The sequence below is a fragment of the Streptomyces sp. NPDC017991 genome (assembly GCF_044328075.1).
Lineage (GTDB): Bacteria > Actinomycetota > Actinomycetes > Streptomycetales > Streptomycetaceae > Streptomyces.
Window position 1 is genome coordinate 109534 of sequence record NZ_JBIRGP010000016.1, and the last position, 14992, is coordinate 124525.

At 71.3% G+C, this 14992-nt stretch carries 13 protein-coding genes; 11 read left to right on the forward strand and 2 right to left on the reverse strand.

Annotated elements, in window-relative coordinates; translation table 11 throughout:
- Window positions 1-33 precede the first annotated feature (33 nt).
- On the reverse strand, window positions 34-1272 hold the full coding sequence (locus ACH4DZ_RS37380) for a PucR family transcriptional regulator (protein ID WP_398292969.1): 1239 nt from the start codon (window positions 1270-1272) through the stop codon (window positions 34-36).
- 150 nt (window positions 1273-1422) lie between these two features.
- Between ACH4DZ_RS37380 and ACH4DZ_RS37385 the strand changes: the two genes are divergently transcribed.
- From ACH4DZ_RS37385 to ACH4DZ_RS37395, 3 genes are all read left to right on the forward strand, one after another.
- On the forward strand, window positions 1423-2349 hold the full coding sequence (locus ACH4DZ_RS37385; RefSeq protein WP_398292972.1) for a proline dehydrogenase family protein: 927 nt from the start codon (window positions 1423-1425) through the stop codon (window positions 2347-2349).
- 106 nt (window positions 2350-2455) lie between these two features.
- A complete protein-coding gene (gene pruA, locus ACH4DZ_RS37390) occupies window positions 2456-4096 on the forward strand; it encodes an L-glutamate gamma-semialdehyde dehydrogenase (protein WP_398292974.1) in 1641 nt (546 codons plus the stop codon).
- Window positions 4097-4422: 326 nt separating this feature from the next.
- Window positions 4423-4551: a hypothetical protein gene (locus tag ACH4DZ_RS37395; protein WP_265649617.1), complete on the forward strand. Its 129-nt coding sequence runs from the start codon at window positions 4423-4425 to the stop codon at window positions 4549-4551.
- 112 nt (window positions 4552-4663) lie between these two features.
- Here ACH4DZ_RS37395 and ACH4DZ_RS37400 read toward each other — a convergent pair whose 3' ends face one another.
- A complete protein-coding gene (locus ACH4DZ_RS37400; protein WP_398292976.1) occupies window positions 4664-6247 on the reverse strand; it encodes a purple acid phosphatase family protein in 1584 nt (527 codons plus the stop codon).
- A 153-nt stretch (window positions 6248-6400) separates the two neighbouring features.
- Here ACH4DZ_RS37400 and ACH4DZ_RS37405 point away from each other — a divergent pair, with 153 nt between their 5' ends.
- From ACH4DZ_RS37405 to ACH4DZ_RS37440, 8 genes are all read left to right on the forward strand, one after another.
- The gene (locus ACH4DZ_RS37405; RefSeq protein WP_398292978.1) at window positions 6401-7441 is read left to right on the forward strand and encodes a 3-isopropylmalate dehydrogenase; all 1041 of its coding nucleotides are present in this window, start codon (window positions 6401-6403) and stop codon (window positions 7439-7441) included.
- Window positions 7442-7728: 287 nt separating this feature from the next.
- Complete coding sequence (locus ACH4DZ_RS37410) at window positions 7729-8817, forward strand: branched-chain amino acid aminotransferase (protein ID WP_398292980.1); 1089 nt, start codon at window positions 7729-7731, stop codon at window positions 8815-8817.
- A 269-nt stretch (window positions 8818-9086) separates the two neighbouring features.
- Complete coding sequence (ureA, locus tag ACH4DZ_RS37415) at window positions 9087-9797, forward strand: urease subunit gamma (RefSeq protein WP_398292982.1); 711 nt, start codon at window positions 9087-9089, stop codon at window positions 9795-9797.
- Window positions 9794-11476 carry an urease subunit alpha gene (locus tag ACH4DZ_RS37420; RefSeq protein ID WP_398292984.1) on the forward strand — a complete coding sequence of 561 codons (1683 nt, stop codon included), beginning with the start codon at window positions 9794-9796 and terminating at the stop codon, window positions 11474-11476. The genes ureA and ACH4DZ_RS37420 overlap by 4 nt, the downstream gene beginning before the upstream one ends.
- A gap of 18 nt (window positions 11477-11494) precedes the next feature.
- Window positions 11495-12622, forward strand: coding sequence for an agmatine/peptidylarginine deiminase (locus ACH4DZ_RS37425; RefSeq protein ID WP_398292986.1), 1128 nt, complete (start codon window positions 11495-11497; stop codon window positions 12620-12622).
- Window positions 12623-12724: 102 nt separating this feature from the next.
- Window positions 12725-13009 carry a hypothetical protein gene (locus ACH4DZ_RS37430; protein ID WP_398292988.1) on the forward strand — a complete coding sequence of 95 codons (285 nt, stop codon included), beginning with the start codon at window positions 12725-12727 and terminating at the stop codon, window positions 13007-13009.
- 53 nt (window positions 13010-13062) lie between these two features.
- Entirely contained in the window at window positions 13063-13620 is a 558-nt protein-coding gene (locus ACH4DZ_RS37435; RefSeq protein ID WP_398293317.1) for a TetR/AcrR family transcriptional regulator, read from the forward strand.
- A gap of 98 nt (window positions 13621-13718) precedes the next feature.
- Window positions 13719-14957 carry a hypothetical protein gene (locus tag ACH4DZ_RS37440; protein ID WP_398292990.1) on the forward strand — a complete coding sequence of 413 codons (1239 nt, stop codon included), beginning with the start codon at window positions 13719-13721 and terminating at the stop codon, window positions 14955-14957.
- Window positions 14958-14992: the final 35 nt, after the last annotated feature.

Genomic DNA, 14992 nt, shown 5'->3' on the forward strand with positions numbered 1-14992 from the left:
GCACTGGGGCCGCCGTCCGGGACGGGACCCGTCCTAGAGGCGCCGCGCCTTGATCACCATGTGCAGCAGCAGTCGGTCCTCGCCGTCGTCCAGGTCCAGGCCCGTGAGCTGTTCGACGCGGGACAGGCGGTAGTAGAGGGTCTGGCGGTGGATGCCCAGCTCCGCCGCGGCGCGGCCGGCCTGGCCCGCACAGTCGAGGAACACCTCGGCGGTGCGGGCCAGTTCGCGATGGGCGGGGGCGAGCAGGGGACGGACAGCCGGGTCGGCGTCCGCGGTCGGGGACATCGTCGACAGCAGGCGGTACGGGCCGATCGACGACCAGTGCGCGACCGGGCCCAGCCGGGGCTCGGCCAGGGCCGCGCGGGCGGCGGCGGAGGCCTCCTGCCAGGCGGCGGAGAGGCCGGCGAGACCGGTGCGGGGGACGGCGATCCCGGCCGCCGCCCGGCCGCCGCCCGGGGCGCCCCCGGCCACCTCGTCCAGGTGCTGACCGGCCGGGGCGGACCCCCGTACCTCCTCGGCCCGCTCCAGGAGGCGGGCCGCCGCCATCGTCGCCGGGGTGAGGACCTCCGGGGAGCGCAGCCGGACCAGCAGGGCCAGCCCCTGTTCGTCGGTGTCGTTCCAGGGGAGGGCGCACAGCGCGGTGGCGCCCGGGATCGTCCGGACCGAAGGGGCGTCGTCGGGGTCGGCCGAGGGCCAGGCGGCCACACAGAGCACGGTGTGCAGGCCCTCGCCGCGCGGCCCGAGAGCCGTACGCAGTTCCGTCACCGCCAGCTCGTGCTGCCAGCCGCTCCCGGCGGTGAGCACGGCGCGCAGTTCGCGGCTCAGGTCGGCGCCCGCCTGGGCCTCGTCCGCGAGCAGGGCGCCGATGCGCGGCGTCACCTCCATGGCCGCCGCGAGCTGCCGGTCGGTGGGACCCGGCTCGTCGGCCAGCAGCCACACATAGCCGAGGGCGACCCCCCGATGGCGTACCGGGAGGCAGACGCGGCCCCGGTGGACGCCCGCCTCCGGAGTCGGCGGGATACGGACCGGGCCGGTCGCCCGCGCGATGCCGAAGTTCTCGAACCAGGTGCGGACCGCCGCCGTGGAGCGGCGCGTGAGGATCGAGCGGGCGCGCACCGGGTCGAGCGCGGAGGCGTCCAGCTCGCCCTCGCTGTCGTACGCGCCGAAGGCGATCAGCTCGAAGTCGCGGTTCTCCAGCGTCGCGGGGGCGCCGAGAAGCTCCGAGATCTCGTCGACCAGGTCCTGATAGTCACCCTTGAATTCGGCCGTCACCTGGGCATTGTGCCTCGTTTCCGACCGCCTTCATACATCTGTCTGACATCGGCGACACGGATGCGTGACAGCTGTCGATGGCTGACGATCGGAGGAATCCCTAGGTTTCACGGTGGTTCTCCGTCTACCGGCTTTCTGTGGAGGTGCCCCGTGCTGGGTCCCGTGATTCTCGCCGCCTCGCGCAGCGACCGGATGCGTCGTCTTGTCTCGGCGGCCCCGGTGACCAGGCCGGTCGTCGACCGCTTCATCCCGGGCGAGAGCGTCGACCAGATCGTGCCGATCGTCCAGGACCTCACGGCCAAGGGCCTGGAGCTGACCATGGATGTGGTCGGCGAGGACATCACCACTCCCGAGCAGGCCGGGGCCGCCCGCGACGCCTACCTGGAGCTCATCGGCCGGCTGGCGGAACTCGACCTCGGGACGCGCGCCGAGATGTCGGTCAAGCTGTCCATGTTCGGACAGGCGCTGGACGGCGGGCACGAGCTGGCGCTGGCCAACGTCCGGCCGGTCGTCGAGGCCGCCGCCGCCATCGGCACGACCGTGACGCTCGACGCCGAGGACCACACCACCCTCGACTCGATGTTCGCCATCCACGAGGAGCTCCGGAAGGACTTCCCGGAGACCGGCTGCGTCATCCAGGCCTACCTCTTCCGCACCGAGGCCGACGCCCGCCGCCTCGCCGCGAACGGCAGCCGCGTACGGCTCGTGAAGGGCGCGTACAAGGAGCCCGCCGAGGTCGCGTACCAGCAGAAGCCGGAGATCGACAAGGCGTACGTCCGGGTCCTGCGCATCCTGATGGAGGGCGACGGGTACCCGATGATCGGGTCCCACGACCCGCGCCTGATCTCCATCGCGCAGGAACTGGGACGGCGCGCCGGACGCAAGATCGACGAGTACGAGTTCCAGATGCTGTACGGGATCAGGAGCGACGAGCACCTCAGGCTCGCCGCCGAGGGTCACCGCATGCGGGTCTACACCGCCTACGGCACGGACTGGTACGGCTATTTCATGCGCCGCCTGGCGGAGAAGCCCGCCAATCTGCTCTTCTTCGCCCGCTCGGTCCTCACCAGGGACTGACACGGGCGCCGAGCCCCAGGACAACAGCACTCCAGGACATCAGCAAGGGGGCCGCCGACCCGGGCCCGAGCCCCGAAACACCCGCTCATCAAGGAGTACGGAACCCATGGACGCAGTGACCCAGGTCCCCACGCCCGTCAACGAGCCGGTGCACGGCTACGCCCCCGGCACGCCCGAGCGCGCCCGCCTGGAGGCGAAGCTCAAGGAGCTGGCCGAGAACCCCGTCGACCTGCCGATGACCATCGGCGGTGAGAAGCGGATGGGCGGCGGCGAGCGCTTCGACGTCGTACAGCCGCACCACCACAAGGCGCGCCTCGGCACCTACGCGAACGCCACGAAGCAGGACGCCCAGGACGCCGTCGACGCGGCCCTCGCCGCCGCGCCCGCCTGGCGCGCGATGTCCTTCGACGACCGCGCCGCGATCATCCTGCGCGCCGCCGAACTGCTGTCGGGCCCGTGGCGCGAGACCCTCGCCGCCTCCACGATGCTCGGCCAGTCCAAGACGGCCCAGCAGGCGGAGATCGACTGTCCCTGCGAGCTGGTCGACTTCTGGCGCTTCAACGTCAAGTACGCCCGCGACCTGCTCGCCGAGCAGCCCCCGGCGAACTCGCCCGGCGTGTGGAACCGGCTCGACCACCGCCCGCTCGAAGGCTTCGTCTACGCGATCACGCCGTTCAACTTCACGGCGATCGCGGGCAACCTGCCCACCGCCCCCGCCCTCATGGGCAACGTCGTCGTGTGGAAGCCGTCCCCGACGCAGACCCACGCCGCCGTGCTGCTCATGGAGCTCCTGGAGGAGGCGGGCCTGCCCAAGGGCGTCATCAACCTCGTCACCGGCGACGGCATCGAGGTCTCCGGGGTCGCCCTGGAGCACCGCGATCTCGCGGGCGTGCACTTCACGGGCTCGACCAAGACCTTCCAGTACCTGTGGAAGACGGTCGGCAACAACATCGAGAAGTACCGCACCTACCCGCGCATGGTCGGCGAGACCGGCGGCAAGGACTTCGTCGTCGCGCACCCGAGCGCCGACCGCGCCGTCCTGAAGACCGCCCTGACCCGCGGCTCCTTCGAGTACCAGGGCCAGAAGTGCAGCGCCTCCTCGCGCGCCTACGTCCCGGCCTCCATCTGGAACTCCGGCTTCAAGGAGGAGTTCGCGGCCGAGGTCGACGGCATCACCATGGGTGACGTCACCGACCTGTCGAACTTCATCGGCGCCGTCATCGACGAGCGGTCCTTCGCCAAGAACAAGGCGGCGATCGACCGGGCCGCCGCGGACCCGAGCTGCACGATCGTCGCGGGCGGCACGTACGACGACTCGGTGGGCTGGTTCGTGCGCCCGACCGTCGTCGAGTGCTCCGACCCGGCCAACGAGGTCTTCACCACGGAGTACTTCGGCCCGTTCCTCGCCGTGCACGTCTACGACGACAGCTCTCCCGAGGGCTACGACGAGATGCTGGCCCAGATGGAGTCGGTGTCGGACTACGCGCTCACCGGCTCGGTCATCGCGGGCGACCGCGCCGCCGCCGCGTACACGATGGAGAAGCTGCGCTACGCCGCGGGCAACTTCTACATCAACGACAAGTCGACCGGTGCCGTCGTCGGCCAGCAGCCCTTCGGCGGAGGCCGCGCGTCCGGCACGAACGACAAGGCGGGCGCCCCGCAGAACCTGATGCGCTGGACGCTGACCCGCGCCATCAAGGAGACGCTGGTCGCCCCGACCGACTACCCGTACCCGCACATGGGCTGACGTCCCCATCGAACCGCCCCCGCCCCGGAAGCACCCCTCCGGGCCGGGGGCGGCGTGCGTGTCAAAAGTGAAGGCGCAGGTCAGAGCCGTGTGACGCAACTCGCCGTCTCAGATAGTAGGAAGTCCGACTAACCATGGAGACAGATGCGCGGTCCTCGCCTAGCTTGGTAGGAGCCGAACGTCTCGCTCGACCCAGCGAATGGCGGTCGTGAGCCGGAGCCCCTGGCAGGCAACCCCTGCGGCACCGCTCCCCGCCCCTTCCGGCGTCTCGTAACCCCTCACCGCATTTCCGGCGTCCACTGCCGGAGGCAAGGAGTCGATTCACCATGGCCGAGACGACCGCCCGCCGAGTCCGTCACGTCTCCCGTACCAGCGAGTCCGACCGCAAGAACGCCGCTGCCGCGCTCCAGCGCGCCCTCGACCGCCGGGACAACGGCGGCTCGACCGGCCACTGAGGCGCGGTCGCCGCTCTCAAGGCATCATCCGACTCTCCACGTATCACCCGACTCTCCAGGCATTACCCGAAGAAGCCGGGAGCCGCGCCCGATCGGGGTGTGGCGCGGGGCCTCACGCTCCGCGCCGCACCTCGAAATGGTCGATGCGCTTCCCGCTCTGGGCGAGTGCGGACACCTTGAGCCGGGGAGCCGGTCCTGCCTCCGCCTCCACGGAGAGGAAGGAGTAGCCGGTGTACCGCACCCGCGACCACTCCACGGTGTCGGGGTTCTGGTCCTTCGACCTCGTCCAGTGGTACGTGTCCACGGACTCGCGGTCGGCGACCTTGCCCTCGTAGCTGTCCTGCACCCCTGACGGGAAGCTGTACAGGCTCTTGCCCGCGCCGCCCGCCGTGACGTACACGATCCCGTCCCGCGTCGGATCCGTCGACGCGCCCACCGGCACCGGCTTGCCCACCCGTCCGTTCCTGACGGCGTCGGTGCGCTCGTACACGTGGTTGTGGCCGTTGATCACCAGATCCACCTGGTGCTTGGTGAACAGCGGCAGCCAGGCGTCCCGTACGCCTCCGTCCGAGGCGTGGGTCGACGTCGAGTAGGCGCAGTGGTGGAAGAAGACCACGACGAAGTCGACCCCCTTGTCCTCGCGCAGTTCCCCGAGCCGCCTGTCGAGCCAGGCCGTCTGCCGACCCTCCGAGTAGCCCTTGTTGGCGGGGATCTCGTACGACACGTCGTTCGCGTCCAGCGCCACGATCCCGACGTTGCCGTACGTGAACGAGTAGACGCCCGGGGCGTTCTTCGCGTCGAAGCCGTTGTCGGGGAGCGAGAAGCGCGCCGACTGGCCGCCGTACCCGTTCGGCGAGTACCAGGCCTCCATGTCGTGGTTGCCGGTCGTCACCATCCACGGGACCGTCCTCGCGACCGTCTCCGTCTGCTTGAGGAACAGGTCCCAGGCGGTGGGGTCGTAGATGTCCGACTCCTTGCCGTGGCCGGTCACGTCCGCGTAGCAGATGTCGCCCGCGTGCAGATGGAAGGCGGGCTCACGGCCGAGGATCAGCTTGTCGTTGGCGAGCGCGTCCGGGGTGACGCCCTGGTCGCCGAACGCGGTGAACACGAACGTCTCCGCACGGGCGGGCGCCGTGGTGAACGAGCCGACCGTGGAGTGCCGTTCCCTGGACGCCGGGTCGAACCCCTCGTGCCCGACGCCGTAGTAGTACGTCGTCCCGGGCCGCAGACCGTCGAGGGCCGCGTGCAGATAGAACTGGTCGAGGGCGAGCCGTACGCCTTCGAGCCCGGGGGTGTGCAGGTCGCGCACCTCGGCCTCGATCTTGCGGCTCAGCTCCCAGGGCTTCAACCCCACCCGCACGTACGGCTTTCCGACCGTGAGCGGCACCTGCCAGGAGATACGCATCTGGGTCTTCGGGTCCGCGCCGAAGGCGAGATGGCGGCCGAAGGGGGTGACGACCGCGCCGTCCACCCGTTCGGTGGGCGTGGAGCCGGCGGCCAGGGGCGAGCCGGACCGGCTCGCCGCGCCCGAGCCGGAGCCCGAGCCCGAGCAGCCGGTCAGCAGTCCGCCGGCCACCGCGCCCGCGCTCACCAGGGCGCGACGGCGGGTGAACCTCGTCCGCAGGTACTCGTACTGTTCCGCCATGCTCATCCGGCGCGCGAGCCGCGGCGGGATGCCGACGTCGGGAGTGTCCATGACTGGTGAACTTCCCATCGAGGGCCAACGTTCGCCATACGTACAGGTGAACGGCGGACGACAGGATGACGCGCACCCCTCTCGCGCGTCCGGCGTGTGTCCGCATGGCGGACGCCGCATGTCATCCCGTGGGACGGGGAGTAGGGTGCCGACATGTCTCGCAGCATCGATCTCGCAGTGATCCCCGGTGACGGCATCGGCCAGGAAGTCGTGGCCGAAGGCCTGAAGGTCCTCTCCGCCGTCCTCCCGCAGGATGTGAAGCTGGAGACCCAGGAGTTCGACTTCGGCGCCCGGCGCTACCGCGCGACCGGTGAGACCCTCACCGACGCCGACCTCGAAGCCCTGAAGCGGCACGACGCCATCCTGCTCGGCGCGATCGGCGACCCGTCGGTCCCCTCAGGCGTCCTGGAGCGCGGCTTCCTGCTGAAGCTCCGCTTCGCCTTCGACCACCACGTCAACCTGCGTCCGTCGAAGCTCCTGCCGGGTGTCGCCACTCCGCTCGCGGGCCAGCCGGAGATCGACTTCGTGGTCGTCCGCGAGGGCACCGAGGGGCCGTACACCGGCAACGGCGGCACGATCCGCAAGGGCACCCCGCACGAGGTCGCCACCGAGGTCTCCGTGAACACGGCCTTCGGTGTCGAGCGCGTCGTGCGTGACGCCTTCGCCCGCGCCCAGGCCCGCCCCCGCAAGAAGCTCACGCTGGTCCACAAGAACAACGTGCTCACCTTCGCGGGTCACCTGTGGACGAACGTCTTCCACAAGGTGGCCGAGGAGTTCCCCGAGGTCACCACGGACTACATCCACGTGGACGCCGCGACGATCTACCTCGTCACGGACCCCGCGCGCTTCGACGTGATCGTCACCGACAACCTCTTCGGCGACATCATCACCGACCTCGCCGCGGCCGTCTCCGGCGGCATCGGCGTCGCCGCGTCCGGCAACATCAACCCGAGCGGCGAGTTCCCGTCCATGTTCGAGCCGGTGCACGGCTCGGCCCCGGACATCGCGGGCCAGGGCAAGGCCGACCCCAGCGCCACCGTCCTGTCCGTCGCCCTCCTGCTGCGTCACCTCGGCTACGAGACCGAGGCCGCCCGCATCGAGGACGCCGTCTCCGCCGACCTCGCGGAGCGCGGCACCACGACCCGTACGACCGAGGAGATCGGCGACGCGCTCGCCGCCCGAGTATCCGGCTGACCCGCCGGTACCACCCCAAGCCGCCGGGTCGCTTCCGCACCCGGCGGCTTTTCGTATGCCCCGCCGGGTGTCACCATCAATCCCTGGGCCGCATTCACACCGTTTCGCCCCCCTCCACGGCTTCCACGACCTCCGTGGCAGGGGCGGTGCCCCATTCGGCTCAGCTCGCGCGATAATCGAACGCGGAGCCGCGAAATGACGACATGCTCGGACGTCCTAACACTGGCCACTGGCAGTACAGGCGTGAGCGCGGCCCGTCACACACAACCGGTGAAGGACAACCACTCATGACGACGCCCACGATCGAGCTAAAGCCCTCCTCGTCCCCGCAGTCCGACGCGGAGCGCGAGGCGATCCTGGTCAGCCCGGGATTCGGCCGCCACTTCACCGACCACATGGTGACGATCAAGTGGACGGAGGGCCGCGGCTGGCACGACGGCCAGCTCGTCCCGTACGGCCCGCTGTCCGTCGACCCCGCGACGAGCGTCCTGCACTACGCGCAGGAGATCTTCGAGGGGCTGAAGGCCTACCGGCAGCCCGACGGGTCGGTCGCCACGTTCCGCCCCGACCGCAACGCCCTGCGCTTCCAGTCGTCCGCCCGCCGTCTGGCCATGCCCGAGCTGCCCGTCGAGACCTTCATCGAGGCCTGTGACGTGCTGATCCAGCAGGACAAGGCGTGGGTGCCGGCGCACGGCGGCGAGGAGTCGCTCTATCTGCGGCCGTTCATGATCGCCACCGAGGTCGGCCTGGGGGTGCGGCCCGCGAACGAGTACCTCTTCATCGTCATCGCGTCGCCCGCCGGGGCGTACTTCCCGGGTGGCGTGCAGCCCGTCTCCATCTGGCTCTCGGAGGACCGCGTGCGCGCCGTCCCCGGCGGGGTGGGCGACGCCAAGACCGGTGGCAACTACGCCGCGTCGCTGCTCGCGCAGGCGGAGGCCGCGGCCAAGGGCTGCGACCAGGTCTGCTACCTCGACGCCGTCGAGCACAAGTGGGTCGAGGAGCTGGGCGGCATGAACCTGTACTTCGTGTACGGGGACAGGATCGTCACGCCCACGCTCAGCGGCTCCATCCTGGAGGGTGTCACCCGTGACTCGCTCCTGTCGGTCGCCCGTGACCTCGGTTACGGGTCCGAGCAGGCCCGGGTCTCCAGTGACCAGTGGAGGCGTGACGCCGAGAACGGGACCCTCACCGAGGTCTTCGCCTGCGGTACCGCGGCCGTCATCACGCCCGTCGGCACGGTGAAGAGTCACTCCGGTGAGTGGCAGCAGAGTGGGGGCGGGCCCGGCGAGGTCACGCTGAGGCTCCGTGAGGCGCTGCTGGACATCCAGCGGGGTGTGGCGGAAGACACCCACGCCTGGATGCACAACCTGGGCTGACGGTCCGGGGGATTCCTTCGCCCCCGCCGCCCCTACCCGTCCCGTCACCGCATGGGGGCTCCGCCCCCTCGCCCCCGTTTGCGCAGTTCCCCGCGCCCCCAGGTACCTGGGGGCGCGAGGAACCGCGCGATCAGCCCCCACCGGGCCCGCACCCGCCCACCTACCGTCCCCAAGCAGCCCCATCATTTAGAGTGCTGTTCAAAAAGTGGGCGCCTTTACTGGGTCAGGGCTGTTTTTGAAGCGGCCTCAGCGTTAGAGTGGCGCTCAATATGCGACTCACCCCCACCGAACGCGACCGCCTCCTGCTCTTCGGCGCAGCCGAACTGGCCCGCGCCCGCCGAGCCCGCGGCCTGAAGCTGAACGTCCCCGAGGCGACAGCCGTCATCGCGGACACCGTCTGCGAAGCGGCCCGCGACGGCCGAAGGCTCGCAGAGGCCATCGCGGCGGCCGGCGCGGCCCTCGGCCCGGACGACGTGCTGCCGGGCGTCGCCGACATCGTCAGAGAGGTCCACGTGGAGGCCGTCTTCGACGACGGCTCCCGCCTCGCGGTCGTCAGCGACCCGATCGGTGGCCGGGAGGGGCACGACGGACCGGGCGCCCTGCTGCCCGCCCCCGAGCACACCGACCCCCGCCCCACCCGCACCCTCTCCGTCACCAACACCGCCACCGTCCCCGTCTCGGTGACCTCCCACTTCCACTTCTTCGAGGCCAACCCCCGCCTCGACTTCGACCGGGCGGCGGCCTACGGCACCCACCTGGCCGTCCCCGCCGGCGCCTCCACCCGCTTCGCCCCGGGCGAGACCGTCGAGGTCGGCCTGCTGCCGATCGGCGGCGACCGCGTGGCGATCGGCTTCGCGGGCCTCGTGGACGGCCCGCTCGACGCCCCGGGCGCACAGGCGGAGGCCCTGCGCAGAGCGGCGGCCTGCGGATATCTGGGAGCGGTCGACCCCGAGGCCGATTCCGCGGGAGGCAGGACATGAACCCGTACGAGTACGCCGCCACCCACGGCCCCCGCGCCGGCGACCGCGTCCGCCTCGGCGACTCCGGGCTGACCGTGCGGGTCGAGTCCGATGCCCAGAAGTACGGGGACGAATTCCTCGCGGGGTTCGGCAAGACGGCCCGCGACGGACTGCACCTCAAGGCCGCCGCCGTCCGCGACACCTGTGACGTCGTGATCAGCAACGTCCTGGTGATGGATGTGGCCCAGGGGATCAGGAAGGTGTCGATCGGCATCCGGGAGGGCCGGATCGCGGCGATCGGCCGGGCCGGGAACCCCGACACCCTCGACGGCGTCGACGTGGTCGTCGGCACCGGCACGACGATCGTCTCCGGCGAAGGCCTGATCGCCACCGCCGGAGCCGTCGACACCCATGTGCACCTGCTGTCGCCCCGTGTCATGGAGGCCTCGCTCGCCTCCGGGGTGACGACGATCGTCGGCCAGGAGTTCGGCCCCGTGTGGGGCGTCGGCGTCAACTCGCCCTGGGCCCTGCGGCACGCCTTCAACGCGTTCGACGCCTGGCCGGTCAACATCGGCTTCCTGGCCCGGGGTTCGTCCTCGGACCCGGCCCCGCTCGTCGAGGCGCTCGCCGAGGGCGGCGCGTCCGGCTTCAAGGTCCACGAGGACATGGGCGCCCACACGCGCGCCCTCGACACCGCGCTGCGCGTCGCCGAGGAGCACGACGTGCAGGTCGCGCTGCACAGCGACGGCCTGAACGAGTGCCTGTCCGTCGAGGACACCCTCAAGGTCCTCGACGGACGGACCATCCACGCCTTCCACATCGAGGGCTGCGGCGGCGGCCACGTACCGAACGTCCTGAAGATGGCGGGCGTCCCGAACGTCATCGGCTCCTCCACCAACCCCACGCTGCCCTTCGGCCGGGACGCGGTCGCCGAGCACTACGGGATGATCGTCTCCGTCCACGGGCTCAAGACCGACCTGCCCGGCGACGCGGCGATGGCCCGCGACCGGATACGCGCCGGGACCATGGGCGCCGAGGACGTGCTGCACGATCTCGGTGCCATCGGCATCACCTCCTCGGACGCGCAGGGCATGGGCCGCGCGGGCGAGACCGTACGCCGGACCTTCGCGATGGCCGGGAAGATGAAGGCCCAGTTCGGTCCCCTGGACGGCGACGGCCCGGACGACGACAACGCGCGCGTGCTGCGCTACCTCGCCAAACTGACCGTCAACCCGGCCATCGCGCACGGCCTCGCCCACGAGGTCGGCTCCATCGAGACGGGCAAGCTGGCCGACATCGTCCTGTGGCGCCCCGAGTTCTTCGGCGCGAAGCCGCAACTCGTCCTGAAATCCGGCTTCCCGGCGTACGGGGTCGTGGGTGACCCGAACGCGGCCACCGACACCTGCGAGCCCTTGGTGCTCGGGCCGCAGTTCGGGGCGCACGGCAGCACCCCCGCCGACATCTCGGTGGCGTTCGTCGCGCGGGCGGCGCTGGACCAGGGCAACGACATCATGCCGACCCGCCGACGCCGGGTGGCGGTCCGCGGCACCCGCGGCATCGGCCCGGCCGACCTGCGCCTCAACTCCCGTACCGGAGACGTCGAGGTGGACCGGGACACCGGCCTGGTCACGCTCGACGGCGACCCCCTGCGCTCGGAGCCGGCCGAGTCCGTGTCACTCAACCGCCTGTACTTCCTCTGAGGAACCGAGGACCACCCGATGACGACCGCAGCCGCCGACGGCTTCCGCATGCCCGCCGAGTGGGCCCCGCACGAACGCACCTGGATGGCGTGGCCGGGGCCGAACCCCACCTTCGACGACCCCGGCGACCTCGCCGAGGCGTGCGCGGCCTGGGCGGCGGTGGCCCGAGCGGTCCACCGCTTCGAACCGGTCACGGTCGTGTGCGGGCCCGGCCGGTCCGCCGAGGCCCGAGCCCTGCTGGGCCCCGGCATCGACACCGTCGAGCACGACCTCGACGACGCCTGGATGCGGGACATCGGACCCACCTTCCTCGTCCGGGACGGCGACGGCGACGGCGACGGCGACGGCGACGCTGACGGTGACGGCGGCCGGGGTGGCAGGCCCGAACTCGCCGCCGTGGACTGGACGTTCAACGGCTGGGGCGCGCAGGCCTGGGCCCGCTGGGAGCACGACGCCGAGATAGGGGCGTACGTGTCGGACCTCGCCGGCGCCCGTACGTACGCCTCGGCACTCGTCAACGAGGGCGGCGCGATCCACGTCGACGGCGAGGGCACGGTGCTGCTGACCGAGACCGTGCAGCTCGGGCCCGAGCGCAACCCCGGCTGGACCCGCGAAGAGGTCGAGGCCGAGATCCACGGCATGCTCGGCACCCGCAAGGCGATCTGGCTGCCGCGCGGCCTGACCGGCGACTATCCGCCCTCGCCCGGCGAAGGAGACCGCGGGGCCGCCGAAAGCTTCGGCACCCTCGGCCACGTCGACATCGTCGCCGCCTTCGCCCGCCCCGGAGTCGTCGTCGCGCACTCCCAGCCGGATCCGGCCCACCCCGACCACGAGGTGTCGAAGGAGATCACCGGGCTGCTGCGGTCGGCGACCGACGCGCGCGGCCGGCGCATCGAGGTCGTCGAGGTGCCCGCCCCGACGGTCCTGGAGGCCGACGGCCACTGGGCCGACTACTCGTACATCAACCACTACCTCTGCAACGGCGGAGTCGTCCTCTGCGGCTTCGACGACCCGCGCGACGAGGCCGCGGTCGGTATCTTCCGGCGCCTGTTCCCCGAGCGGACGGTGACCCTGGTGGACGCACGGGCGATCTTCGCGGGCGGCGGCGGCATCCACTGCGTCACGCAGCAGCAGCCGAGGGTCTGAGGGCGGCGGAATGCGGGCGAGCCACCCGGATCAGGCAGAACGATGGGGACCAGGGACAACTGCGAGATCGGGGACAGCAGCGGGATCGGGTAGAACGTACAGGTGAACGTACTGTCTTGCGCCGCCTGCGGACGCCGGCTGACGGAGCCCGTCCAACGGCTCGACGAGCCGCCCGAGTACCCGGGCTGGGACGGCCTGCCCGACGAGGAGGGACGCCGGCCCGGCCCGGCGACCGTCCCGCGCGGCACGTACGTCCCGCATCCGCTCGACGTCGTGGAGCTCGCGTTCCGCCCCGACACGGCCCGTTGGGGCAATTGTTGCGGCGCGACTCCCTACAACGGAGTCAACCGCGTCCGCTCCTGCGGCCGGCCCGAGGCCGCCCTGTGACCGCCCGCCGGCGCAACACCGCGCCGCCCCGCGAGGACGTCCTCGCCGCGGCCATGGGCATGATCGCCGAGCGCGGTCTGGAGAAGGTCACCATGGCGGCGCTCGGCGCCGAGGTCGGTATGAGCAGCGGCCATCTCCTCTACTACTTCCGCTCCAAGGACGAGTTGCTGCTGCGCGCCCTGGAGTGGAGCGAGGGCCTGCTCGGCACCGAGCGGGGCCGGCTGCTCACCCGGGCGGCTCCGGCGCGCGAACGCCTCGACGCGTACGTCGACCTGTACGTGCCCGAGGGCCACCGCGATCCGCACTGGACCCTCTGGCTTGAGGTCTGGAACCGCTCGCAGAACGCCGACGACGACGCGCGCGACCGCCAGGCCGCGATCGAGGGCGCCTGGCACCGCGACCTGGTGGCACTGGTCGCGGAGGGCGTCTCGCGCGGAGAGTTCCGGCCGGTCGACCCCGACCGCTTCGCCACCCGCCTGCGCGCCCTCCTCGACGGCTTCTCCATCCACGTGGCGATCGGCCTGCGGGGGACGGACCGGGGGCAAGTCCTCGGCCACGTACGCGAGTTCCTGGACGAGGCGCTGCGTCCGCGATCCGCTCCCGACGCTTGAACGTACGTCCGGGTTGTACGCGATATGGCGGATTGACCCCTGCCTGGCGGTGCGTTTGCATCGCACGGACCGACCGAATCACCACAGGGGGAAAGCTCTTGTACGCCAGCACGCGCACCAGGCGCACCAACCGCACCGCGCTCGCCGCAACTCTCGTCGCCGCCGCGTTGACCACGACGGCTCTGACGGGAACCGCCGCGAACGCCGCGCCCGCGGTCCCTCTCGCCGCACCGCACACCGAGCCGGTCAGCGTCACACCCGGCGGGAAAGCGGGCAACGGGCCCTCCGGCGACGCCGTCATCAGCCGCAACGGCCGCTACGTCGCCTTCACCTCGGACGCCGAGGACCTGGACCCGAACGTCCCGCACGGAGGCATGTACCTGCGCGACCTGCGCAACGACAGGACCCGCTTCGCGGGCTTCGGCGGCGTGGTGGCGGCCCTCGACGACGGCCGACTCGCCTACACATCGTCCGGTGACGTGTCGCTCGTCGATCTGGGCACGGGCCGGCAGGAGACGTTCGGCATCGAGATCCCCGAGGGATTCACCGGGCCGCCCGGCGCGGTCTCCGTCAGCCCGAACGGCCGGTACGCCGTCTACACGCTGGACGAGACCGGCGAGGGCTCCGTGGTCTTCCTGCGCGACCGGACCGCCGGCACCACCGAGCGGATCAGCCACCCCCGGCCGACCTGGGAGCCGCGCAACGCCTTCGAGCCGACGGTCGGCGACGACGGCCGACACGTCGTCTACCAGTACACCTACGCGAACGGGCCGCGCGGCGACGACTGGGGTGACATCTGGGTGTACGACCGCCGCACCGGCGAGCGTGTCCAGGCCGACCGCTCCCACGACGGCGCGGCCACCGAGAAGGAGTCGCTGCGTCCTTCCATCAGTGGCGACGGCCGTACCGTCGTCTTCGAGTCCCGGGACACCCACCTGGTGGCCGACGACAAAGACGGCGCCTGGAACGTGTTCGTGCACGACCTGGCCACCGGCACCAACCGGCGCGTCCACGGCACCCAGGGCGGCCCGGGCGAGGCCTACACCCGTAACCCCGCGGTGAGCCCCGACGGGCGGTACGTCACCTTCATGTCGGAGGTGACGGAGGCGGACGCGCAGTACGGCAAGGAGTGGCCCGTCTTCCTGCGGGACCTGAAGAAGGGCACCACCGTCCTGGTCACGCCCGACACCACCGGCGGCACGGCCACCGCCGACGTCCTGCCGGGCCGGATCTCCGACGGCGCCCGCCGTATCGCGTTCCAGTCCGGGGAGCCGTCGCTGATCCCGGCCGGCGACACGAACGACGGCACCGACGTGTTCGTCCGCCACCTGCGGTGAACCACCGGTGAGCAACCGAGTGCTCGCATCCTGAG